Source organism: Lyngbya sp. PCC 8106, assembly GCF_000169095.1.
Taxonomy (GTDB): Bacteria; Cyanobacteriota; Cyanobacteriia; order Cyanobacteriales; family Microcoleaceae; genus Capilliphycus.
This window is the reverse complement of record NZ_AAVU01000015.1, coordinates 92,276-117,614: the sequence shown is the minus strand read 5'-3', so window position 1 is coordinate 117,614 and position 25,339 is coordinate 92,276. Positions and strand designations below refer to the sequence as shown.

The 25,339-nt window shown below is 40.1% G+C and carries 20 protein-coding genes; 11 read left to right on the top strand and 9 right to left on the bottom strand.

Going from position 1 to position 25,339, the window contains the following annotated elements:
• Positions 1-58 precede the first annotated feature (58 nt).
• Positions 59-208 (bottom strand): hypothetical protein, encoded by a 150-nt coding sequence (locus tag L8106_RS32130; RefSeq protein WP_156803652.1) that lies wholly within the window; start codon positions 206-208, stop codon positions 59-61.
• A gap of 93 nt (positions 209-301) precedes the next feature.
• Positions 302-583, bottom strand: a complete 282-nt coding sequence (locus L8106_RS12295) for a hypothetical protein (RefSeq protein ID WP_009784631.1) — start codon at positions 581-583, stop codon at positions 302-304.
• 222 nt (positions 584-805) lie between these two features.
• Between L8106_RS12295 and L8106_RS12290 the strand changes: the two genes are divergently transcribed.
• The 4 genes from L8106_RS12290 to L8106_RS12275 all read left to right on the top strand — a co-directional run bounded on the left by L8106_RS12290 (position 806) and on the right by L8106_RS12275 (position 4,987).
• Positions 806-2,251, top strand: coding sequence for a PLP-dependent aminotransferase family protein (locus tag L8106_RS12290; RefSeq protein WP_009784630.1), 1,446 nt, complete (start codon positions 806-808; stop codon positions 2,249-2,251).
• A gap of 239 nt (positions 2,252-2,490) precedes the next feature.
• The gene (kaiC, locus tag L8106_RS12285) at positions 2,491-4,218 is read left to right on the top strand and encodes a circadian clock protein KaiC (RefSeq protein WP_009784629.1); all 1,728 of its coding nucleotides are present in this window, start codon (positions 2,491-2,493) and stop codon (positions 4,216-4,218) included.
• Between the two features lie 67 nt (positions 4,219-4,285).
• The gene (locus L8106_RS12280; protein WP_039896123.1) at positions 4,286-4,609 is read left to right on the top strand and encodes a circadian clock KaiB family protein; all 324 of its coding nucleotides are present in this window, start codon (positions 4,286-4,288) and stop codon (positions 4,607-4,609) included.
• A 45-nt stretch (positions 4,610-4,654) separates the two neighbouring features.
• Positions 4,655-4,987 carry a circadian clock KaiB family protein gene (locus L8106_RS12275; RefSeq protein ID WP_009784627.1) on the top strand — a complete coding sequence of 111 codons (333 nt, stop codon included), beginning with the start codon at positions 4,655-4,657 and terminating at the stop codon, positions 4,985-4,987.
• 23 nt (positions 4,988-5,010) lie between these two features.
• Here L8106_RS12275 and L8106_RS12270 read toward each other — a convergent pair whose 3' ends face one another.
• Positions 5,011-8,334, bottom strand: coding sequence for a tetratricopeptide repeat protein (locus tag L8106_RS12270; protein ID WP_009784626.1), 3,324 nt, complete (start codon positions 8,332-8,334; stop codon positions 5,011-5,013).
• 351 nt (positions 8,335-8,685) lie between these two features.
• On the opposite strand from L8106_RS12270, the gene rpiA reads away from it, so the two are divergent.
• Together rpiA and L8106_RS12260 are read left to right on the top strand one after the other, a co-directional pair.
• Entirely contained in the window at positions 8,686-9,396 is a 711-nt protein-coding gene (rpiA, locus tag L8106_RS12265) for a ribose-5-phosphate isomerase RpiA (RefSeq protein WP_009784625.1), read from the top strand.
• Positions 9,397-9,500: 104 nt separating this feature from the next.
• Positions 9,501-10,682, top strand: coding sequence for an aldo/keto reductase (locus L8106_RS12260; RefSeq protein ID WP_039896120.1), 1,182 nt, complete (start codon positions 9,501-9,503; stop codon positions 10,680-10,682).
• A 407-nt stretch (positions 10,683-11,089) separates the two neighbouring features.
• On the opposite strand, the gene glcD is transcribed toward L8106_RS12260, so the two are convergent.
• Positions 11,090-12,565, bottom strand: a complete 1,476-nt coding sequence (gene glcD, locus L8106_RS12255; RefSeq protein ID WP_009784623.1) for a glycolate oxidase subunit GlcD — start codon at positions 12,563-12,565, stop codon at positions 11,090-11,092.
• Positions 12,566-12,920: 355 nt separating this feature from the next.
• Between glcD and L8106_RS12250 the strand changes: the two genes are divergently transcribed.
• From L8106_RS12250 to L8106_RS12240, 3 genes are all read left to right on the top strand, one after another.
• Entirely contained in the window at positions 12,921-14,750 is a 1,830-nt protein-coding gene (locus L8106_RS12250) for a serine/threonine-protein kinase (RefSeq protein WP_039896116.1), read from the top strand.
• A 238-nt stretch (positions 14,751-14,988) separates the two neighbouring features.
• A complete protein-coding gene (locus L8106_RS12245; protein WP_009784621.1) occupies positions 14,989-17,088 on the top strand; it encodes a RecQ family ATP-dependent DNA helicase in 2,100 nt (699 codons plus the stop codon).
• Entirely contained in the window at positions 17,089-18,438 is a 1,350-nt protein-coding gene (locus tag L8106_RS12240; protein ID WP_009784620.1) for a DNA-processing protein DprA, read from the top strand.
• Between the two features lie 143 nt (positions 18,439-18,581).
• Here the strand turns inward: L8106_RS12240 and L8106_RS12235 are convergent, their stop codons facing one another.
• Together L8106_RS12235 and L8106_RS12230 are read right to left on the bottom strand one after the other, a co-directional pair.
• Positions 18,582-19,307 carry a hypothetical protein gene (locus L8106_RS12235; protein ID WP_009784619.1) on the bottom strand — a complete coding sequence of 242 codons (726 nt, stop codon included), beginning with the start codon at positions 19,305-19,307 and terminating at the stop codon, positions 18,582-18,584.
• Positions 19,308-19,309: 2 nt separating this feature from the next.
• Positions 19,310-20,836, bottom strand: a complete 1,527-nt coding sequence (locus L8106_RS12230; RefSeq protein ID WP_009784618.1) for an AAA family ATPase — start codon at positions 20,834-20,836, stop codon at positions 19,310-19,312.
• A 313-nt stretch (positions 20,837-21,149) separates the two neighbouring features.
• On the opposite strand from L8106_RS12230, the gene L8106_RS12225 reads away from it, so the two are divergent.
• The gene (locus L8106_RS12225) at positions 21,150-21,581 is read left to right on the top strand and encodes a DUF29 family protein (protein ID WP_009784617.1); all 432 of its coding nucleotides are present in this window, start codon (positions 21,150-21,152) and stop codon (positions 21,579-21,581) included.
• A 78-nt stretch (positions 21,582-21,659) separates the two neighbouring features.
• Here the strand turns inward: L8106_RS12225 and L8106_RS12220 are convergent, their stop codons facing one another.
• Positions 21,660-22,703, bottom strand: a complete 1,044-nt coding sequence (locus tag L8106_RS12220) for a fatty acid desaturase (protein WP_009784616.1) — start codon at positions 22,701-22,703, stop codon at positions 21,660-21,662.
• Between the two features lie 297 nt (positions 22,704-23,000).
• Positions 23,001-23,270 carry a hypothetical protein gene (locus L8106_RS12215; protein WP_156803651.1) on the bottom strand — a complete coding sequence of 90 codons (270 nt, stop codon included), beginning with the start codon at positions 23,268-23,270 and terminating at the stop codon, positions 23,001-23,003.
• 272 nt (positions 23,271-23,542) lie between these two features.
• On the opposite strand from L8106_RS12215, the gene thrC reads away from it, so the two are divergent.
• Positions 23,543-24,634 carry a threonine synthase gene (thrC, locus tag L8106_RS12210; RefSeq protein WP_009784614.1) on the top strand — a complete coding sequence of 364 codons (1,092 nt, stop codon included), beginning with the start codon at positions 23,543-23,545 and terminating at the stop codon, positions 24,632-24,634.
• A gap of 25 nt (positions 24,635-24,659) precedes the next feature.
• On the opposite strand, the gene L8106_RS12205 is transcribed toward thrC, so the two are convergent.
• The gene (locus L8106_RS12205; protein ID WP_009784613.1) at positions 24,660-25,289 is read right to left on the bottom strand and encodes a hypothetical protein; all 630 of its coding nucleotides are present in this window, start codon (positions 25,287-25,289) and stop codon (positions 24,660-24,662) included.
• Positions 25,290-25,339: the final 50 nt, after the last annotated feature.

Sequence of the window (25,339 nt, the reverse complement as noted above, 5' to 3'; positions counted from 1 at the left end):
CGGTGAGAGTTTATATTGTAGCAAGTTAAACAGGATAGGGTGTATTTTGATTTCGGGTTTATTTATGGCGATGATGGGGAGGAGTAGCGATAAAGTTACCGTAGTAGTTGCTAAACTTCCAAAATTTTTTGATGAGATTTAAGGTATGATTGAAAGAGTTCAGGTGTTCTGAGTCTAGGGTGTCAATGTGAAAGTCATAAATAAGCATAATAGTTCCTCTGTTGATCACAAAATAGGGGGTTGGGAAGGTAGATGATTATCACACTTAAATTTGAGTTAACTGTGTTGAGTCTAGGTTGAATTAGCGATAATACTGTTTTTCTATCCAAATTCGCACGTCTTGTTCACTAGAAAAGTGTTCACTCTGTCCAGTTTTGGGGTCGTAAATATGCCAGATTAAGTCTCCTTTTCGGGTTTTAGTTTGCCAAATACGAGGTTCTGAGTTGTTAGCTAAAAAACGGATAATCTTTTGGAAAAAACGAGAAAAAGTTTGGCTGATTTGTCTCTCTGCTTTATTAGACTTATGTTGATGCTGAGAACAAGTATCAGAGGGGATAGCAAGCAAAACTTGAGTTATTTTCATGGAAATTACTCTTGAATAAATTTGAGTTTACATTCGATAAAAGTTTGAGTTTGAACTAACTGGATTTGTGGTTATTGTTATTTTGCCAAACTTGACGGAAACAAAACAGAGGCAGTTATAATAATTTGTAACCATAACAGTTTTAACTTGAAGCAACTGTTATGCTAGTTAACGGTTAGAACTGTATTGATCAGTCTCTTAAGAGCCTCACATTTGACCTCTATGAACCTCAAACCTCTAGAAAAATTAGATCGCACCAACCTCTATGAGCAGGTCGCTAATCGAGTCCAGTCCCTAATAGAAGAAGGTACTCTGCAACCTGGCGATCGCATTCCCTCGGTCAGACGGATGCACAGACAGATGAACGTCAGTATTTCTACGGTTTTGGAAGCTTATCGCCTTCTCGAAGATCGAGGTTTAATTGGGGCGCGTCCCCAGTCGGGTTATTTTGTCAAGCAAAAGCCGTTGCTATCCCATCGCGATGAACCGAACCCGTCCACGCCTCCCCGTCGCATCTATACTGTAGACGCCTCAATTGCTTTGGGGATTAATGTGGCGCTGCGAGATCCGAATATTATCCGGTTAGGGGCTGCGGTTCCTGATCCCCAACTTTTTCCGATTAAAGCCCTCAACCGTTTAATGGGACAGGTGATGCGTCAACATCCCGAAACTTGTCACGCTTACAATCCACTTCCGGGCTGTGAACCCCTCCGTCACGAAGTCGCCCGTCGTTTGATGGATGCGGGATGTTCCCTGACTCCCGAACAAATTTTAATCACAAATGGCACCACAGAAGCGCTTCATTTGTGCTTGCGGGCGGTGACTAAACCGGGAGATACAGTGGCGATTGAATCTCCTTGTTATTATGGTTTATTAGAAATTTTAGAATCGTTGCATTTGCGAGCATTAGAACTTCCGACTCATCCGCGAGATGGGTTAATTCTTGAAGAATTAGAAACAGCATTAAAACAGGGAAATATTGCGGCTTGTACTGTCGTTTCTAATTTTAGTAATCCTCTGGGGTGTTGTATGAGTGATTCACATAAAAAACAACTCCTAGAAATTTTAGAAAGGTATGATATTCCTTTGATTGAAGATGATATTTATGGAGATTTAAAATTTGACGGCAATCGTCCGAAGGCTATTAAAGCTTATGATCGCAAGGGTTTAGTCTTGTATTGTGCTTCTTGTAGCAAAACACTCTCTGCGGGTTTGCGCGTCGGCTGGACGGTTCCGGGTCGTTATCAAACAAAAGTTGAACAGCTAAAATTGATTACGAATATTAACACGGCAGCAGCCAATCAGCTGACAATTGCGAGTTTTTTAGCGAATGGGGGATATGATCGCCACCTCCGACAATTACGACGGGCTTATCAAGAACAAGTCATCCGAATGACACAAGCGATTTATGAATATTTTCCTGATGAAACCAAAGTAACTCGACCAACTGGGGGTTATGTTTTGTGGGTCGAAATTCCCTCAAAGTTTGATTCAATGACGCTCTACCATCAAGCACTTCAAGATCAAATTAGTATTGCACCGGGTTCGATATTTTCGGTTTCGGGAAGTTATCAAAATTGCTTTCGTCTCAATTGCGGAATTCCCTGGTCAGATCAACTCGAACAAGCTCTAAAAACGTTAGGTGTTCTAATTCATCAGCAGTTATAGAATTGACTTTTAATTTAATCCCTAAAAAAAATCACGGATTAGCACGACAAAACTTTTAACTCGACCGATCTCTTTGAGAAAAGGCTCAAATTTATTCTGGTAATTTTTCCGCCTGGATGTTATCTTTATAAGAACTAGCTAGAATAGAATAGAAGTTCTAAAATGGATAAACATCAGCAAATGAGGAAAAGCACTATTAATTTGACAAAAATTCAATTAATCCTTGAGGACGATTCAGAATGATAGAACTTAACAGTATAATACCATCAAAACACAAAGAGCTGCCTAAGTGTTCTACGGGTATCAATGGATTAGACGAAATTACCTTAGGTGGACTTCCCAAAGGACGGCCAACTCTCGTTTGTGGTACAGCAGGTTGTGGTAAAACTCTATTGGCAATGGAGTTTTTAGTGCGGGGTGCAGTTCAATACGATGAACCGGGTGTATTTATAGCGTTTGAAGAAACAGCCGAAGAATTGACTGAAAATGTTGCCTCTCTCGGTTGGGATTTAAAACAACTAACGGCTGAAAATAAAATCAGTATCGATTATGTTCACATTGACCCCGAAGAAATCGAAGAAGTCGGCGAATATAATTTAGAAGCCTTATTTATTCGGTTAGGTTGTGCAATTGATCAGATCGGCGCTAAACGAGTTGTTCTTGATACGATTGAAGTTCTGTTTGCCGGACTTTCTAATACTGCAATCATCAGAGCGGAATTACGACGGTTATTTCGCTGGCTCAAAACCAAAGGAGTCACTGCCATTATTACCGCAGAACGGGGCGATAATAGTCTCACCCGAAATGGTTTAGAAGAATATGTTTCTGATTGTGTGATCAGACTCGATCAGCGCATTCAAGAGGAAGTCTCAACTCGTCGTTTACAAATTATCAAATATCGAGGTTCTTATCACGGAAGCAATGAATACCCATTTCTAATTAATGAAAATGGGATTTCGGTTTTACCGATTACTTCTGTGGGTTTAGAACATGAGGTTTCTAATGAACGAATTTCCAGCGGAATTTCTCGTTTGGATGCCATGCTGGGAGGGGAAGGCTACTATCAAGGCAGCAGTATTCTGATCACAGGCACCGCCGGAACGGGAAAAACCACTCTCGCCGCCCATTTTGCTCAAGCCGTATGTCAGCGAGGAGAACACTGTCTGTATCTGGCTTTTGAGGAAGCCCCAAACCAGATTATCCGCAACCAGCGTTCTGTCGGTGTGGATTTAGAACCCTTTGTCGAACAAGGATTCTTACGATTCAAGGCTGAACGCCCCACAGCTACGGGTTTAGAGTTACATTTAGTGACACTATACCGGTTGATTGAACAAGTCAAGCCCAGCGTCGTGATTATTGATCCGATGAGTAATCTGACGATGAGTGGAACGTTAACACAAGCAAAAACTTTTTTATTCCGTCTAATTGACTTTTTCAAGAGCAAACAAATCACGGTTTTATTGACCAATTTAATATCCGGTAGCAATCTCGTTGAGTATACTGAAATAGGCATTTCATCCTTGATGGATACTTGGTTGGAAGTGCGAATGATGGAAACGAATGGTGAACGGAATCGTTTGCTCTATGTATTGAAATCTCGAGGAATGGAACACTCAAATCAAATGCGAGAAATGCTGTTAACGAAACAGGGGATTAAACTGAGTGATGTCTATTTAGGTCAAGGTCAGGTGTTTACGGGAACGGCTCGCACGATTCAAGAAGCTCAAGAAAAAGCAAATGGATTAGCTCGTCAGCAGGAGTTTGAACGTAAACAAAGACAGCTAGAGCGTAAACAAGTGATTGTGCAATCGCAAATCGATGCTCTACAAGCTCAAATTGATGCGGAAAAAGAAGAACTAGAGTTGATGATTCAGTATGAAGAAAACTCTCAGGATATCTTGTATCAAGACCGAATAACAATGGCTCAAATGCGTCAAGCTGATCAAAATATAACTCCCGAAAAATAAGCGTTAATCTATCGCAAAATTGTTAATTTTGTGTGTTTTATCTTTAACCAAATGTCTAACAAAAATTATGGAGAACTTGGTGGAAATTCCTGAACAGTTTGAAGCATTAGATCCCCATTCTATTTGGGAATTTAAACTTTATGTCGCTGGACATACAACTCGCTCAATTAGAGCCTTTGAAAATCTCACCAAAGTTTGTGAGGAGTATTTGAATAATCAATATAAAATTGAAGTGATTGATTTATTGAAAGATCCTCACCTGGCTAAACAAGATCAAATTATTGCTTTACCAACTTTAGTGAGAAAACTACCGACACCTCTCAAGAAAGTTATTGGAGATTTGTCGAATCAAGAAAAGATTGTAGTCTGCTTAGAAATAAATAAAGTTTAGACTAATCTTCAGCAACCCAAAAGTAACGAAAGAGGTGATTAGGTTATGAAAGAAAACTCGATTGAAAACTCAACTGAAGTCTTTGAGAAAGTTTTACTGGAAAAAAAAGAAGTACATTACACTTTACGTTTGTATATTGCAGGAACAGGCTTACAGTCTATCGTCGCTCTCAAAAATCTTCAAAAGATTTGTGATGAATATCTACCCGGAAAACATGAACTAGAAGTAATTGATATTTACGAACAGCCTGAACGATTACAAACTGAAAATATTGTTGCTATTCCTACACTGCTTAAAGTTTTTCCTAAACCATATCAACGGATTATTGGGAATTTCTCAGACAAACAAAAGGTTCTAACCGCCTTGGGTTTGATCTGAAGTTAAGTTTTATACGAGACAACTTAAAGATGTTCAGAGCGTAATTTTTTAAACACCTGATACATCTGTTTTGCTAATTTTTGGGGATTCCATAAAGGCGCTAAGTTTTCCGGTTTTTTGGAGTTAATTAAATGCTCTCGAATTTGAGTTCTCAAAGCAGCATCCGTTCCTAATTTTATGCCGAGTTCTGTATATTCTTCCCAACTCCAAGCCACACCTACATCCAAGTTAACGGCTTGTAAAAACGCATAACCCATGCGAGAGAGATACTGTTCACCTGCTCTCGTTAAAATCGGTAAATTTGACCACAAGGCTTCTAAATTATGTGTTCCGCCATTGTAAGGATAGGAATCTAATAAAACATCAACAACTTGATAAATAGCTCGGTGTTCTTCTTCGGTTTTCGTTAATCCAATAAACAGAATTCGATTAAAATCAACACCTTGTTCTTCACAGGATTGATGATACATTTCCCGAATTAAAAGATGATCTCCTTGACCTTTTCTAATCATTAAACTATCAGGTACGGCTTTAAGAATTTTGACTTGCGCTTCGATCATTTCAAAGTTTGTTTTTCGACCAGGAGCCACACATAAATAAACTAATTTATCTTGATCTATTTTAAGCTGTTTTCTAATTAAATTGCGATTAACTTGATAACTTGCTAATCCTGAAATAGCTACAGAAGTTTCAGGTAAACGAATTAATTGTTCACAATAATATTGTTCTCGTCCGCTCGGATGAGTGTTCCAGTCACAGAGAAAATAATGTTTGTTCGTGATATAAGGCGCATCAAAACCTAGCCAAGTCAAACAAACCGGAGCAGGTGAGTAATTTAAAATCTGTACATTAGCCGGAACGGTTACTGAATCTAAATCAATTAAAATATCAACTTGATCGTGTAAAATTTCTTGGGCTAATTCTTCGGCTGATGCAAAACCATTCGGATAGGATTTTGGCCAGTAAAACTTCTGGGCGATTTCTTCAAACTTTTGGGTGACTTCATCAGCTTGTAATCGTCCAGTTACATACAGATGAATGTTAGGTGTAATGGTAGATAATTCTCGAATTAAAGCTTCACTACACCAACCAACAGAATGACGGCGAAAGTGTTTGGAAATAAAACCAATTTTTAAAGCATTCGGTGATGATTTTGTTGATAAACTGGGTGAATTTTTCACAACCTTTAACGGTTTCAGCACTCGTCTTTCATAATATTCAGCCGCAATCCGTTGATAAAAATTAGCATTTTCAACTAGAGCATCTCGGACATGAGAAATAATAAAAATCAAAATTTCATACAACAAATTAACTTCAAACTGAGAGAAGGTTTTGATTCGTTCATTGCAAATTTTTTCTAGTTCTACCAGTTTAGTTACGGCTTGTTGATAAGCACCGGATTGAGTATAGGCAAAAATATAAGCAATGGCAGATAAAACCGGAACTTTTTCACCACATTGTTGACAGTATTGATCTGCTGCTTTTCGTGCTTTTGTCAGATTTGTTGAATGACTGAGAAGATCACAGAGTTGCTGATGGGCTTCAATATAATTAGGGTTGAGTTCAATTGATTTTTCTAAATTAGCAATGGCAACTTGGGGTTGATCTTGCTTTTGAATATGGGCTAAACGACAGTATATTTCTGCCCAGTCTGGCTTGATTTTAATGGCTTGTTCATAGTTTTCAATCGCTTGTTTAACTTGACCCGCATTCGCATAAATATTTCCTAAACTCGCATAAGCTTCCTTGTTATCAGGCTGAATATTGAGCAAGTTTTGATAACAGTTAATTGCTTCTTGATGATGATTGAGTTTAACTAAAGCAAAGCCCATATTTAGATATAAATCTAGATTTTTAGGATTGATTTGTATTCCCGCTTGAAAGGTTTTGATTGCAGTTTCATATTGTTTCTGTTCAGAATAGAGACACCCTAAATTGAGATGGGCTTCAACTTCACTGGGTTGAATTTCTAGGGCTTTTTGATAGGAAGAAATTGCGGCTTTAAACTGTTTTTGACCTGTGAGAAGATTTCCGAGTTCAATGTGTAGTTTTGCACCGTTCAAGTTGGGTTGAATTTCTAAGGCTGTTTTCCAACTTTTAATGCTTTCTTCAAATCTTCCTAAGCGTTGAAATATCTTTCCTAAATTCCAATGAACAACGGCAAAATTAGGTTGCAGTTCTAATGCTTGTTGATAATCAGCAATTGCCTTGTCTATTTGATTGAGTTTAGCATACATTGTTCCTCGATTTCCATAAATTTCTGCAAAGTTAGGCTGAAGTTTTAATACTTGAGAATAGGCGCGAATTGCGGCTTCGAGTTTTCCTTGGAAGTGAAGTGCATTTCCCAAAATAACGTAGGCATGATAAAATTTAGGTTGTATTTTTAAGGCTTGCTGACAAATCGTGATCGCTTGTTCAAATTGACCTTGATCAACACAGAATTTAGCCTGAGATTGATAGGCTTTCAGTTCATTATATTTTGTTTCTAACGGAGTAATATTTTCCGCATTTTCAACGAAAATATCATCAGTTTGAGAATGATTTATTGGATAGTGCTGTTCAGTTTCTATTGCTTCGGTCAAGGGACTCGCTAAATCAACTCCGCCTTCTTCAAATTCTTCACGAGAGTTAGAAACAAAGCTTAAACCTGTGAGATTATTTGCCCAATTATTGGGATCATCTACTTGAGTTAATTGACGGAGTGCGACAATCGCTTCTGAACAATCAGGTTGTAATCTGAGAATCGTTTGATAATAAGAGATTGCTTGTATAGTTTTACCTTGAATGTCTAAAATAGCAGCAAGCTTCAAGTAAAATTTAACTTGATTTGGTTGCAAATCAATCGCTTTTTGATAACAAGAAATCGCTTTTTCAAGTTGGTCAGTTTGAGAAAAAGCATTACCGAGCATCCAATAAATAATAGCAGAGTTAGAGTCAAAATAAATGGCTTTTTGATAACACTGAATCGCCTCAGAAAAACGTTGCAAATGATAATACATACTGCCCAAATTGGCTTGGGCTTCGGTAAATTCGGGTTTTACATCTAATGCTTCTGTATAAGCCCAGATTGCAAGTTCTATCTGATTTTGTTGTTGTAAAACATTTCCTATACTAAGATAAGCAACCGCAAAATTTGGCTTCAGATTAACGGCGGTTTGAATCGCTTTTATTCCTGCTTCTAGCTGTCCATTCAAAACAAAAGCTTCTGCAAGTTTTTGATAAATTTCTGCTTGGTGTGGGGCAATTTGTAGGGCTTGTTGATAAGATGCGATCGCCGATCCCCATTTCCCTGCTTCTTGAAACTCAATTCCGGTTTTAAAATAAGTCTCAACTGATTCAAAATTCACACTAAACTCCTTGATTTAACAGTTGTCTATTTAAAATTAAAATTGGATTTGCTCGATTTTAATGATTATGGTACTATACTTATAAGCTTATCAAAATATTGTATTCGGGTGCAATCAGGCTGCTATTAATTTGGCGATATTCTCACCGAACAGTTTCAATCAGCCGAGTTAAGCCAATTCTTAGAGCAGTTGTAAATTTGATGGTATCATGTTGATAATTCACCTTAAAGCTAACAATTTAAACCGATCTACTATTCTAGAATGCCCTTAACGCGCTACAGTAAACAGGGGGTAATTAAAATTTTAATTGCCGATTGTCCAAAAACGATCCTAAATTGAGGAGTCCTCAACATGAGCGAACAAGATCCTGTTAAATTAATGAAACAGCAAGTCGGAAAAGCCGCAGCTGATCGCGTCCAGTCCGGTTCAATTGTGGGTTTGGGTACGGGTTCAACCACAGCCTACACCCTTCAGTATTTAGGAGAACGTCTTCAAAGTGGAGAACTCAAAGATATTAAAGGCGTTCCGACCTCATTTCAATCCTCGGTACTCGCTAAACAATATGGTATTCCCCTAACAACATTAGATGAAATTGATCACATGGATATTGCCATTGATGGCGCCGATGAAGTTGATCCCAATAAGAATCTAATTAAAGGTGGAGGTGCCGCACATACTCGTGAAAAAATTGTTGATAGTTTGGCCGATCAATTTATCGTCGTTGTTGATAGTTCTAAACTCGTTGATAAACTTGGATCAACATTTTTACTCCCCGTAGAAGTGATTCCTTTAGCAATTACTCCGGTGATGAACAAAATCGAAAAATTAGGGGGCAAACCAACCCTTCGCATGGGTGTCAAAAAAGCAGGGCCAGTGATTACTGATCAAGGAAATATGGTGATTGATGTCAAATTTGACTCCATTGATAACCCCGCAGAATTAGAAAAAACCCTCAATAATATTCCCGGTGTTTTAGAAAATGGTTTATTTGTGGGTGTTGCTGACGTGATCTTAGTCGGAGAAATCAAAGACGGAAAACCCTTAATCCGCGAAATTTCCTAAGTTTTCTCACCACTTCGGAGGCGTTCAGCCAGAACGTCTCTATTTTGATTAAAATAGAATAGATAAACCGGGAAGTTGTAGTTGTTAGTCCTCTCATCCATATGATGTATTATAGACGATTTGGACGTACAGAATTGCCCATGCCTGTATTCTCTTGCGGAGGAATGCGGTATCAGCATAAATGGCAAGATATTCCAGCCCATAAAATTCCAATCGAGAATCAAAAAAATCTAGAAGCAACCATTCGCCATTCTTTTGAATGTGGGATTAATCATATTGAAACCGCTAGGGGATATGGGACTTCAGAAATGCAGCTTGGGCAAGTTTTACCGAAATTTCCCCGCGAACAATTGATCATTCAAACTAAAGTTTCTCCCTCTAAAGATCCTCAAGAGTTTCGCCGCAAATTTCACCAGTCTTTAGCTTTTTTGCAATTGGATTATGTTGATTTATTGGGGATTCATGGTATCAATAATCCAGAAACATTCGACTGGGCTATTAGACCCGGTGGTTGTCTCGATGAAGCCCGAAAATTTCAAGATCAAGGCAAAGTAAGGTTTATTGGTTTCTCAACTCACGGCCCAACTGATGTGATTACAAAAACCATAGAAACCGATCAATTTGATTATGTGAATCTGCATTGGTATTATATCAATCAGTTAAATTGGCCGGCAATAGAAGCCGCAACTCGCCATAATATGGGGGTATTTATTATTAGTCCCTCAGATAAAGGGGGAAAACTCTATGATCCCCCGAAAAAATTAGTTGAACTGTGTTCTCCCTTGAGTCCAATGGTGTTTAATGACTTATTTTGTTTGAGTCATCCAGAGGTTCATACTTTGAGTTTAGGGGCTTCTAAACCCAGTGATTTTGATGAACATTTAAAAACGCTTGATTTATTAGATCGTTGGGATGAAATTTTACCTCCCATTTTAGAACGTTTAGAAAAAGAGGCGATCGCATTATTAGGAAAAGATTGGTTTACCTCCTGGCAAATGGGCTTGCCCAATCCTGAAAATACCCCCAACAATATTAACATCCCGGTGATTTTATGGTTGCGAAATTTAGCGATCGCCTATGATCTCGTAGAGTATGGAAAAATGCGGTATAACTTGTTAGGAAATGGGGGGCATTGGTTTCCTGGACAGAAAGCCGCTAATGTTGAACAGGTTGACCTAAGTGAATGTTTAGCCAGTAGCCCCAATGCTGACAAAATTCCGACTTTTTTAGCAGAAGCCGATCAGATATTAGGAGGAGGAGAAGTTAAGCGGTTATCTCAAAGTTAAACCTAATATTTTTCACCTCTCCCCAGCCACGCTTTGATCCCCCCTAGCCCCCCTTAAAAAGCAGGGCTGTTTCATTCTCAGTTAAAAATTGCCGGGGTTGATGGGGTGAAAGGGTGATGGTGAGTCCACCCCCGTGCGCGGGTTCCCCGCGTTGAGGGGAGTGGCGAACCCGAAGGGGGTGATGGGGAGAGGAGTTTTTTCCGAGGAAAAATAGCTTTTTATTAATAAAAATCCTCCCTACCTCCCTACCTCCCTACCTCCCCACCTCCCCACAAATCAAGTTTTCGGGCAACGAAACGGCCCTGCCCTTAAAAAGGGGGGAATAAAATCTCCCTTTTTAAGGGGGATTGAGAGAGATTTAGGGGAATAAAGTCCCCCTTTTTAAGGGGGATTTAGGGGGATTCTTTTTAAAAAACCTCAGCGCCTTCAAACTGTTTCACATTCTGAACTTTAGCCGATTCTCCACAAGTTCGAGGCGTTGGAAACAACTTTCCGGGGTTAGCCAAACCCTTAGCATTAAACACCTCTCGCACCCATTTCATCGTGTCTAAATCGGTTTCATTAAACATTTCCGGCATATAACAACTTTTGTCCGAACCTATGCCATGTTCCCCCGAAAGACTCCCGCCAACTTTTACACAAATCTTGAGAATTTCGCCCCCAATTTCTTCAACAACTTCTAACGCCCCTTCTACAGAATTATCATACAAAATCAACGGGTGAAGGTTGCCATCTCCGGCGTGAAATACATTCGCTATCCGATAACCATATTTCTCACTTAAAGCCTCAATTTCTTTCAAAACATAAACCATTTGAGTCCGAGGAATTACCCCATCTTGGACATAATAATCCGGGCTAACATGACCCGCAGCAGCAAACGCTGCCTTTCGCCCTTTCCAAATTTTTAGTCGTTTTTCCGGTTCAGATTCTATCGTAATATTACGCGATCCGTTATTCTTACAAATCTCCGCAACACGCTGTTTATATTCGGCAACTTCCACTTCCAAACCGTCAACTTCTACTAATAAAATCGCCCCCGCATCTCGCGGATAAAGCCCCGTATTCACAACATCTTCCACTGCGTTAATACTGAGGTTATCCATGATTTCCATTCCCCCTGGAATAATCCCCGCACTAATAATATCAGAAACCGCAGCGCCCGCCGCTTCTATTGTGGGGAAATCTGCTAATAAAACACAGATATGTTCCGGGGCTTTGAGAATCCTTAACGTGATTTCTGTGGCTATTCCTAACGTTCCTTCTGAACCCACAAATAAACCTGTTAAATCATATCCCGGCATTTCGGGAACTTGTCCGCCAATATCAACAATATTACCCTCGGGCGTGACAATTTTCAAGCCTAAAACATGATTGGTTGTTACCCCATATTTCAAACAGTGAACCCCGCCGGAATTTTCCGCAACATTTCCGCCAATTGAACAAATAATTTGACTAGAAGGATCGGGTGCATAATAAAATCCCGCCCCGCTAACGGTTTGTGTTACCCAATTATTAATTACTCCTGGTTGTACGACAACTCGCTGATTTTCGAGGTCAACATTGAGGATTTTTCGCATCAACGCCGTGACAATTAAAACACAATCTTCGACGGGTAAAGCGCCCCCAGATAAGCCTGTTCCCGCCCCTCTCGCGACCCAGGGAAGGTTATGGCGATCGCATATTTTCACCGCTTCGGCGACTTCTTCAGTTGTTCGAGGTAATACAACTAAAGCGGGTCGTTGGCGATAACTGGTGAGTCCATCGCATTCATAAACTAACAATTCTTCCTTGCGTTGAACTACGCCTCGTTTTCCGACTACTGCTTCAAATTGTTTAATTATCGGTTTCCAATTTTGTTTTTGTTGTTTGTCTTGGGTTAGCATTGAGTTGTGTATTGATACAGCGTTTTAGTAATTGTATTATTTTAACAGCAATCCATTATAAAAACATAGTGCGGGCATCTTGCCCGCTTAGAATTCCCCAATTTGATCGTTTTACTTACAATTCCCCAAGAGGATATAGAAAAGCATATAGCCAGCGAGACGCTGGCACTATCCCAATTTTAAACTATTGATTTCAAATTTTATTGGTATATTTGATCAAAAAACAATACTAGGTTGTCAAATTTATCTTGATCATAAAACCGCCGAATTGGGATATAATATTCAATGAACGCAACCGGGTTAATTTTCCGCAAAATTAGGCAAAATAGAAATAAAATAATTACCCCTCAAAACCATGAAATGCTGCATCAACCCCCAATGTCCTAAGCCGCAAAACCCCGATAACGTAATTTACTGTCAGGCTTGCGGGGTGAAAATACCCGACCTGCTGCGGGGACGGTTTCGCATCATTAAACTGTTGGGACAGGGGGGATTTGGTCGAACGTATTTGGCAGAAGATTATGATAAACTAAATGAATATTGTGTGGTTAAACAGTTTGTGCCGAGCGTGCAGGGAACCGCAGCATTACAAAAAGCAATCGAACTGTTTGAACGGGAAGCCAGACAACTCCAACAACTGGGAAAACATGACCAAATCCCCACATTATCCGCCTATTTTGAGGACAACAACCAGCTTTATTTACTTCAAGAATATGTGGAAGGCGAGAACTTATCAGAACTTTTAGAACAGCAAGGTGTTTGGAACGAACAGCAAGTTAAAAACCTGTTACTCAGTTTGTTACCCGTGATTGAGTTTATCCATCAAAAAAATGTAATTCACCGGGATATTAAACCCGAAAATATTATCCGGCGTCGGGAGGATGGTCAGTTTGTTCTGCTCGATTTTGGGGTTGCCAAAGAGTTATCAAAAACCGTGTTATCAACTCAAATCGGGACTCAAATCGGTTCGCTCGGTTATGCACCTATCGAACAAATGTTAGGCGGCGAAGCTTATCCGGCGAGTGATTTATTTAGTTTGGGAGTGACCTGTTTTCACCTGTTAACCGATGTGAATCCCTACGAATTATCCCTCAGACAAGGTTACAGTTGGACGGGAAACTGGCGAACGTCTTTAAAGGGTTCGGTGAGTCAAGAATTGGGGGAAATTTTAGATAAGCTGTTACAAGAAGATATTGAAAATCGTTTTTCGTCCGTTGCAGAAGTTTTACAAGCGTTAAAAAATCAATCTCCTGTTTCTCCTCAACCAAAACGTGTTAAAATTTCCCCGATATATTGGCAAAATCCAACTTTAATCGCGACTTTAACTGGACATTCAAATTCTGTCAGGTCTGTAGCTTTCAGTCGGGATAGTCGAACCTTAGCCAGTGGGAGTTGGGACAACACGATCAAATTGTGGGATGTGCAGACTCAACGGGAAATTGCCACGCTCACCGGACATTCAAATGGTGTCTTGTCTGTAGCTTTCAGTCGGGATAGTCGAACCTTAGCCAGTGGGAGTTGGGACAACACAATCAAATTGTGGGATGTACAGACTCAACGACAAATTGCCACTCTCACCGGACGTTCAAATTCTGTCAGGTCTGTAGCTTTCAGTCCCGATGGTCGAACCTTGGCTAGTGGGAATGGTGACAAGACGATAAAATTGTGGGATGTGCAGACTCAACGACAAATTGCCACTCTCACCGGACGTTCAAATTCTGTCAGGTCTGTAGCTTTCAGTCCCGATGGTCGAACCTTGGCTAGTGGGAGTGAAGACAAGACGATAAAATTGTGGGATGTGCAGACTCGACGGGAAATTACCACTCTCACCGGACATTCAGATTGGGTCAATTCTGTAGCCATAAGTCCCGATGGTCGAACCTTAGCCAGTGGCGGTAATGACAAAACGATAAAATTGTGGGATGTGCAGACCCGACGGGAAATTGCCACGCTCACCGGACATTCAAATTGGGTCAATTCTGTAGCTTTCAGTCCCGATAGTCGAACCTTAGCCAGTGGGAGTGGTGACGACACGATAAAATTGTGGGATGTGCAGACTCAACGGGAAATTGCCACTCTCACCAGACGTTCAAATACTGTCAATTCTGTAGCCTTTAGTCCCGATGGTCGAACCTTAGCCAGTGGGAGTTATGACAACACGATTAAATTGTGGCGGGGACAGTAAAAACGTTTGTCGGGGCGGGTTTATAATACTTTTTGGTGAGAATTCTAACTGAACTCGAACCCCCCTATACAGAACCCGCTATACTATTAATTAACAATCAATATAACGTGATTTCATTTCAATTTTAGTTAGTATAATTACCCTAAAATTAAGATTTTTTAAGAAAGTTTGTCCGAACTAAAAACACCATTCAAAATAGAATAATATCGCCAAATTAAATAATCAGTGTGCATTAAAAATGAATAACCCGTTAAAAGATAAGGCTCTGTTGCTATTACGTCAAGCCCTGAAAAATCCCGATGCAAATTTTCGGGAGGGACAGTGGGAAGCGATCGCAGAATTGGTAGAAAATCGCTCTCAATTGTTAGTCGTACAACGGACAGGATGGGGGAAAAGTTTAGTCTATTTTCTCACAACTCGTCTGTTTAGAGAACAAGGAAGCGGGCCGACATTATTAATCTCACCGTTGTTAGCCTTAATGCGAAATCAAATTGTAGCTGCGGAACGAATTGGCGTTAAAGCTGCAACGATTAATTCTAGTAATACCGAAGACTGGGAAGCTGTTAGCAGTCAATTAATTAACGGAAAAATTGACCTTTTATTAATCTCTCCCGAACGATTAGCAAATGAAGAATTTCAAAACACGGTTCTCTCCCAAATTTCTCAAAGAATAGGATTATTTGTTGTTGATGAAGCCCATTGTATATCGGACTGGGGACATGATTTTCGCCCCGACTATCGCCGCATAGTTCGAGTGTTACAAGCATTACCCCGCAATATTCCCGCTTTGGCTACAACCGCCACCGCAAATAATCGAGTTGTTCGCGATATTATCGATCAATTGGGTTCGGAACTTTGGGTATTTAGAGGAACTTTAACCCGTTCAAGTTTAAAACTACAAAATATTAAACTTTCGAGTCCTGCTGAACGTTTAGCATGGTTAGTTGAAAACCTCCCAAAGTTACCCGGAAGTGGTATAATTTATGCGTTAACTGTCAAAGATACCGAACGAATTGCAAATTGGTTAAAACAGAATGGAATTAATGCAAAACCTTACCATGCTGATGTTAAAGAAAACCGAGAACTTCTTGAAGATCAACTGTTGAATAATGAACTCAAAGCATTAGTCGCAACCACAGCGTTAGGAATGGGTTTTGATAAGCCAGATTTGGGGTTTGTAATTCACTATCAACGTCCGGGTTCGGTGGTTCATTATTATCAACAAGTGGGACGAGCCGGACGAGCGGTGGAATCAGCCTATGGTATTTTATTAAGTGGGGAAGAAGACGAAGAAATCACCAACTATTTTATTCAAACCGCTTTCCCCCCAGAGGCTCACACCCAACAAATTTTAGACTGTTTAAATCAAGCCGAAAATGGGTTATCAATTCCTCAGATACAGCAATATTTAAACCTCTCTCAAGGTCAAATTAGCAAAGTCTTAAAACTGTTATCGCTGGAATCTCCAACTCCCGTAACCAAACAGGGTTCTAAATGGTTTGCTACACCCGTTATTTATCAACCCAATCAGAAAAAAATTCAACAATTAACAGAACTTCGCTATCAAGAACAAGAACAAATGCGAGAATATATGGAAACTAAAAACTGTTTAATGCAGTTTCTCGCCAACGCTCTTGATGATCCGAATTGTGTTCCTTGCGGTAAATGTGCGGTTTGTTTGGGAAAACCTTTACTTCCGATCACTTCTTCAATTGAACGAACAAATCAAGCCATTCAATATCTTCGCCGCAGTGATCACAAAATTTTACCTCGCAAACAATGGACTCCACAAGCCTTGCAAATTTACGGTTTTTCTGGTAATATTCGGGAGAATTTAAGAGCAGAAGAAGGACGGGCGTTATCTCTTTGGGGGGATGCGGGATGGGGAAAATTGGTAAAAAAAGGAAAGTATGAAGATTGCCAGTTTAGTGATACTTTAGTTCAAGGTATGGCAGAGATGATTCAACGCTGGAAGCCTCAACCTTTTCCAACTTGGGTGACTTGTATACCCTCCCTAAAACGTCCTGAATTGGTTCCCAACTTCGCCCAACGACTCGCCCATCAATTACAATTACCGTTTGTTCCAGTGGTGAAAAAAGTTCGTCAAAATCAACCTCAAAAAACGATGAGTAATAGCTACCAACAAGCTCATAATTTAGATGGTGTGTTTGTAGTTGAAAGTTGGGAAGGAATGAAAGGATCGGTTTTTTTAGTGGATGATTTTGTTGATTCTCGCTGGACATTTACAGTCGTTGCTGCTCTTTTACGTCAAGCCGGAAGTGAAAACGTTTTTCCGATTGCTTTGACTCAGAATTCTTTAGGCTTTACAAGTGATTAAATGATGGTGAATTCTACTGTTTCTGCTGATACTGAAGCGATATTATTACTCTGTGCAAGTTTTGGAGAAAATCGACAAACCGAACCTCAACCCTTAACGCTGAGAGAGTATAATCTCTTGGCGAAATGGTTGCAAGAAAATCAGATGCGACCTCAAGATTTATTGGATAAAAATATTCAAATAGATCTGCAAAATCTCCATAATGATAAACTCGATCCTAACCGAATTCAGGCTTTACTTGAACGGGGTGCAATGCTCGCTTTTGCAGTGGAAAAATGGACGAATCAAGGAGTTTGGATTATAGGTCGGGGTGATGGGAAATATCCTCAATTTCTCAAGCAAAGATTGAAACATTCTGCACCTGCTATTCTTTATGGTGTGGGTGAGATAGAATTACTTTCTAAAGGAGGATTAGCAGTTGTTGGTTCGCGAGATATTGACGATGAAGCGGTAGAATATACTCAAAAAATTGCTCGAATTTGTGCAGAAGAAAAAATTCAAATTATTTCAGGGGGAGCGAAAGGAGTTGATCAAGCGTCAATGTTGGGGATATTAGAAGCGGGAGGAACAGCGATCGGTGTGTTAGCAGATAGTTTACTCAAAGCTGCAACTTTGGGCAAATATAGAGACAGTATTCGAGAGGGTCAACTAACTTTAATTTCGACCTACGATCCCAACGCTGGTTTTTCTGTCGGTAATGCAATGGGACGGAATAAATATATTTATGCTTTGGCAAATTATGCTTTAGTTATTAGTTCTTCTGTGGGGAAAGGTGGAACTTGGGCGGGTGCAATTGAAGCGTTAAAAAAAATGAAAGAGGTTCCGCTTTGGGTGCGAATGGAAGACAATGTTCCCGAAGGAAATCAACAATTGGTTGAGCAAGGTGCAAGAGCGTTTAGACTGATTGAGTGGAATGATTATCTACATAATTTTCTCTTAAAATCGCCAGAATTGGTTTTACAAAATATTGAGGATAAAAACGAGCAAGAGGAAGAAAAACAATCAGAAAATCAGTCTAATTTAGAAGAAAATGTAGAAACACATCCGGCTGAAATAGAGGATAAATTGAGTGATAATGAATCAACTTCTGAAGAAAACCCGTTAGTAGAAGAACCAATTAGTTCTGTTTCTCCTGCTGAAGAAATTTATCAAGCGGTTCTACCCATTCTATTAAAACATCTACAAGAGCAATTAGATGATAAATCTCTCGCTGAACGTTTAGATGTAAAAATCGGACAACTGCAAGAATGGTTAAAAAAAGCGGTAGCAGAAGATAAAGTTAAGAAGCTCAAAAAGCCAGCTAAAACCTATGTTATTGCTGATAAAAAATTACTTGATTTCATCAATTAACCCATGTAGGGTGCATCAAATTTTCACAATTTTTGAAAATTTTCACAGAAATCTCTTTGATGCACCCCACCCGTTTTTGATTGGGTAAATCAAATTTTCACAATTTTTGTAAATTTTTACAGAAATATGTTTGATGAACCCTACTAATAATTTGAGAGTGCATCAATAATCGAGAACATTGTCTTTTGACCAAAAACACCTTTAATATTGAGAGATTTCACCGAATCATATACATCAGTATAGTCTGCAAAACTGTTATTTTTAGCACGAGCTTTGCAAATCATATCTGCAAGTTTATCCGCATTCTTAACTCGTTTTCGTTGGAGGATTTTAAACAGTTCTCCTTGTTCCCAGGTATTGAGGATTTCGAGGGGACTAATCTGCTTTTTCTTTTCGCCTTCAATTGCTTTGAATCTTTCTTCGGTTTTTCGTTTATCGTCTTTTATTTCCTCTCGAATCTCATTTATTGTTCTTTCCAGACGCAATTCTAGATTCATCAAACGGGGTTCAAAATTCGTTTGACTGGGGTTGTTGTCTCTTTTTTCTGGAACATTTAAAGATTGAGATTTATTGAAAAAGTTGAGTTGTTGCTTGATCGATTGTTCTTGAGCAGGAGAAACAATAATTGCATTAATCATCTCTCCTTGACGCAAGTTTTTTTCCTTCGCTCTCACCGCAGCATAATATTCTAAATCTCCCTCAATCACTTTGTAATGTTCTAAATCAACCTGCTGTAAGAATATCGGTTTTAACACTCCCTCACACTCTAGAATTAAATCGGCTAAAGTGTCAATTTCAGCTTCAGAAAATTCTGAACGGGGAACATCTGAGGTAATTGATTTAACATCCACATAGGAAAACTTAATCACTTTTAAACTCCCATTTTTCTTAAAACTTCTGTAGCCAGTGCTTCAAATTCCTCGATAGATTGACTAGCAGCATTACTTGCTGAGGAATTTTTTTCTGCGTATTTAAAAATAGACTGGGGTTCGGCAATTTCTAATTCTCCTACAATAATTGTCTCATTTAGACATTGAGATAAAGCCGTTCTTTCAAAAATAACACTATCCATGAGTGGAAGTTCATATTTTTCAGGAATTACTTTTTTTTGTCGCGGAAATACATATTGTAAGTATCGAGCGTTAGTGGCTATTTTAGAAGGAAGAACACCCAAAAGATTGATTGGGGTTCGTCCGCTTGACATCCGAAACTCGTTAACGTCTTTAATTAAGGTTTTAACATTAGATAATCCTTGATTCGCAAAAGGTTTGAGATCCGATGGTATAATTAAATAATCGGCAGCAATCAGAGGGAGTTGTGCATATAAATCACGGGATGGAGGAGTATCTATAATTACGATATCATAGTCATTCTCTGCCCGCTTCAGTTTGCTCGGGAGTCTGAAAGGAGTCGCTTGAATATTCTTTAAAAAATCTTGATGTTGGATTAAGTCAATATGAGCAGGAATGACATCAATTTCTGGCTCATTAAATCCATCAGACTTTTTGGCAACATCAGAAACAAAGTCAAGTTCTCCAGATTTTAGAAAATGATAAACATAGGAATCTTTAATATTATCTTCCTCATCAAATTGAAACTTGACTAATCCCATTGCGAAGGTTGTATTAGCCTGACTATCTAAGTCAATCACTAAAACTCGATAACCTTTCTTACTTAAAGCGGCTGCTAAATTAACAACAGTGGTGGTTTTACCGACACCACCTTTATTATGATAAACGGCAATAATTTTCATGTTACTTGTCCTTTCCAGAATAGAACTTTGAGATACAACTGATGGAAATGGAGAGAATTCTTGATTGGATTCTGTTTGTTCGTTTTCTGTTGAAATTGGAGTCTGTTCAGAATTTTTCTCGGAAATCGGAATCGGTTTTATGTCTTCATTTTCGACAATAACTGGACTATTATCATCTGATTCATCAGAAGATACAGGAGTAATTTCGTGTCTAGATTTAAGCGATTCTCGACCAATTAAACCTCGAATTTCCTCGATTTTGGCTTCGACTTCCTCCCCAATACATTGAAAAACTAACTCAATATTATCATCAACCCGTTGATAAATTCGGATTTCTTTCCCATTGGTGATTAGTCCATATCTGACGCTCAAACTGGTTAAATAACGCCGCAGTTTTTGAAGGTGACGATTCAAATTTTGATTGGGATGCTTCGCCTCCATCACAACACTTAATGGAGAATCAGCATCAACTTTAAAGGGAATAACTTGTGCTGCAAAGGATAAGAAATCTAACCGAATATTGCCGAATGTTACTTCTTGATGCCAAGTATTAGGGGTATATCCCAACTGCGGTAACAAATAACTAACAATCAGTTTACTCTCAACTTCCCTTTCATTTCGACACAATGCAGGATTAAAACTCAAGGGTTAACTCCGTATCACGTTAATCTGATCGGAAGGACTTGCTCTGTTTTTATCCTATCATGAGGCTTCCCCAATTCCTAATTTTTTTGTTTAAAAAACTTATAATTAAAACGAGGTTTTATTTTGATAATATGGAAACACATATTGACTGATTAATTCAATCAAAGTTGATTGGACTATTGATCTCACCCTCCGAACCCCGATCAATTTCAAAGTCCCTCGCCTTTTAGGAGAGGGATTTAGGGAGAGGTTCTTCTCAATGGGATCTAACTGAAACGCTAAAATAAAACCATCCTCACTTTATTCTCGGGTTATGGAAGAAATTCTAGAGTTAAAAGAATTACTACTGAAAGGTGATCTCAAAGGATCATTAACCCTAATTGACGAGTTAGAAGAAATGGGTCGAAAAGCAATTTTAAAGACAATTCGCAGTTACGGGATTATTTTGCTGCTACATTTAATTAAAAAACAAGCTGAAAATCGGACAACTCGTTCATGGGATGTTTCCATTCGCAATTCAGTTCGAGAAATTCAACGGGAAAATAAACGCCGCCAAACGGGAGGTTATTATCTCAATCAAGAAGAACTGCTAGAAACTCTAGAAGAAGCCTATTTAAACGCAATTGATCAAGCCTCCCTCGAAGTTGAAGAAGGGCGTTATGACCCGCAAGAATTAGAAGAAATTGTTAATCGAGAAGAACTTTTAAATCAAGCGATGAAGTTGATTGAGAGCGAGGGTATCTAATTCAAAATCAATCAAACTTTGACCCAAAAAAAAGACGTTCTGGGAGAACGCCTCTAAAATTTATTTTAAATCAAGGTTTTATCGATAATACTCCTTGAAAGATTTATAACAGTTTTCTTCGTCGTAGAAGTGACATTGATCGGTAATCTCCGTCATCAATTCCCAAGAAAAATTCTGTTCAGGATAGAGATATTCTCCCCAATTTTCCTTGATGCTGCTGTAGGCTGTTCGCAGGTTATAAGACGGAATAGCAGTGCAGATATGGTGAGGAACATGAACGTTAATATCGTGACAGAGAAACTCTACCCAACCCGGATAATTGCAGTGAACACTCCCAGATAATTGTGCGGTTGCTTCATGCCACTTTTCGGGAGTGCTAAACGGAATATCAGGAAAAGTATGGTGAACTAAAGTAAAGGTACTCATCCAGAAATGGTAGACCAACCAAGGCACCAACCAAAACTTAACAAATCCCCAAATTCCGGTGGTTGCAATTAAAGTGGGAAAGGCAATGGCAGCAAATCCAATCACAACTAAAGCCGAAAACTTCACCTGTTCTCGTTGTTTGCCTTCAAATTCTGGCCAGTAAAAATGGACATTTCCCCAGTGTAAAATAGAAGCAATCCACCAGGCCCGTCCTCGACCTAAGTGATAGGCTACCTGAGTCACTCGGTCAAAGTTTTCATAAACTTCAGTCGTCCAGGGATGCCAAGCATTATCCTCACTCATTTTATTGGTGTGTTTGTGGTGGTGATTGTGACCAATTCTCCACCCATGAAACGGGTAAATTAGGGGCAACATGACCAGATGACCCACCAAGTCATTCACCCAGCGACGATTGGCAAAAGAACGATGACCACAATCATGGCCAATCACAAAAAAACCGGTTAATGCAGTTCCGGTAAAAATCCAAGCTATAGGAAGTAAGTACCACGGAGAAAAGGCAATGGCAATGTAGCCTAAAATCACAAGACTGACATTGATAATGACTACACTCCAAGCCTTACGTTTGTTTTTGATGAAAACTTCACGCGGCAAAGTTTTTATAATATCTCTCAAACGCAAATCAGACTTGTTTTGAGTCGATTTTAGACTCTCTGGACTTTCGATAGATAGGGTCATGGATGATTTTTCTCAGTAGAATCAACACACCAAACAGTGGAGTTGGCGTGTTCTTAATACAGTTTTAAATGGCCAGGACAATTAACCCTGGAAAATACTCTAACTCCCAGATAGGAATTAAAGGGTTGAGGTGGAAGCTCAAATAATTGTAGAGCAATTTTCCGACTTTTGTCATCAGAGAAAGCAGGAATAAACCCAATTTAACCTTCGATCAAGAATGAGATTAAATGGGTAATGCAATGTTAGCCCTCTCTCAGTTTACAAGAGCAATGGCATTTGCTCAATCAAATTGTACTCTTACGGCTTGTGCTGGCTGGATACGGTGTCGAGGTCTTCTGACATCGGAGTGATCGAACGTTGCTGCTTGAGGGTTTGCAGTTGCAATAGCAGCGTATCCACCTCAGCTTGCAGGTGAAGCAGTTTCACTTGCTGATCAACATTGTATGGACACTTAAGCAAGCCGAGTTGTAGGGGTTTAGAAGCAGATGAGTCCGCCGGACGGCTAGCCTGTTTAACCGTTGCATCCAAGTTCTCAGGCCGGGATAAAGTAGATGAATGTGTTGACATCAGCAGTTGACTAGGCATCTGAATATATTTACTTACAAGTGTTAACTATACCGTAACCTAAACGTAAACTCTGATTAAGAGTAGTGCAAAATCGTTTTGTTTTTCTAATCAGTTGTGATAAACACGGTAAACTGGGATTAAGAATCGCATTTAACCCTCCGCTCTGTCAACTGATTGAGCATCCTAACGGTGAAAATTTCCATAATTCGCCACACTGCACTTAATCTTTGATTTGTCAACCCCTTAAAAAGTAAATCAAACCCCAAACTGAGATGACGCTGACTCTATCGCCAAATCAAGTTCAACTCAAGAACTGGCCTGGTTTAATTGAAACATACCGCCCTTATTTGCCTGTCACCGAAGCAACACCCGTGATCACGTTGCAAGAAGGCAACACCCCCTTGCTTCCAGTCCCGACGATCGCCCAAATCATCGGCAAACAAGTCCAAGTTTACGTCAAATACGACGGACTCAACCCCACAGGCAGCTTCAAAGATCGGGGGATGACGATGGCTATTTCCAAAGCCAAGGAAGAAGGATGTTCTGCCGTCATCTGTGCCAGTACCGGAAACACCTCCGCTTCAGCGGCTGCCTATGCTCGACGAGCCGGATTAAAAGCCTTTGTGATCATTCCCGATGGCTATGTGGCGATGGGAAAACTCGCCCAAGCCTTGCTCTACGGCGCCGAAGTTTTAGCCATTCAAGGCAACTTTGACCAAGCCTTAAACATCGTCCGAGAAGTCGCGGATCATTATCCCGTCACCTTAGTCAATTCCGTCAATCCTTACCGCTTAGAAGGTCAAAAAACCGGAGCCTTTGAAGTTGTCGATGCTTTAGGGGATGCTCCCGACTGGCTGTGTATCCCCGTTGGCAACGCTGGAAATATTTCCGCCTACTGGATGGGATTTTGTCAATATCACGCCGATAACCGTTGTACCCGCCTCCCCCAAATGATGGGATTTCAGGCCGCCGGAGCCGCCCCCATCGTCCAAGGTCATCCGATCGCCGCACCCGAAACCATAGCCACCGCCATCCGCATCGGCAACCCCGCCAGTTGGAACCTAGCGATCGCCGCCCAACAAGCCAGTCAGGGAAGTTTCTCTGCTGTCACCGATGAGGAAATTTTAGCCGCTTATCGACTACTCGCCTCAGAAGAAGGCATATTTTGTGAACCCGCCAGTGCTGCTTCGGTTGCAGGTTTACTCAAAGTCAAAGATCAAGTCCCCACCGGAGCCACAATTGTCTGTGTCCTGACTGGAAATGGCTTAAAAGATCCCAGCACCGCTATCGAACACTGCAATAACCCCTTCAAACAAGGAATCGCCCCCAATATTGAAGAAGTAGCTAAAGTTATGGGCTTTTAAGCGTCCTCAACCCCCAACCAACTGTCTAGTCTTCAGACTCAGAAGTAGATTCATCAGTTGGCGGAAGCTGAGGTAAAGGCAGTTGAGTACCTTCGGGGAGTTGAGCAAATTGAGAAGAACCTTCTTCCTCAAAAGCCTCCGGGGGTAACAGTTCAATTTGGGGTTTCTTTTTAGCCCGATGATCGGATGAAGATTGACCTTGGGCTTTGGTTAACAAATCAACAGTATCTCCCAAAGCCGTCGTTAAACTATTGCGGGTTTGGAGATGATTCGCCTTTTCTTTTTCGAGAGACTCATCTAACTGACGAATTTGATCCCGAGCGCGATCGCGTTCGAGCATCACTTCCACTAATTTCACCTTCAACTCATCTTCTGAAGCCAGTCGCTCAATCTCTCGGTTAATCGACACCTTCGAGAAAATTTCAGATGTCGGAACCGAGAACTTTTGTTGCAACTGTTCAAGCTGCGATCGCAAAGTCGCGATCATCTCTTGGTTACGTTTAACTTCTTCACGTCGTTGTTGAGCTTCGGTACTATAAAGCTGACGCCACTGGTTAGCACTCTCAATCGCCGCATCCCGATCCCGTTGCACTTGCGTCAACTGCTGCTTTAACCGTTTAATCTCATCTAACCACTGCCGGACATCCTGAGACATATCAAAATTTTCTGGGGACTGTTTAATACTGACATTTTAAAATGAGGATA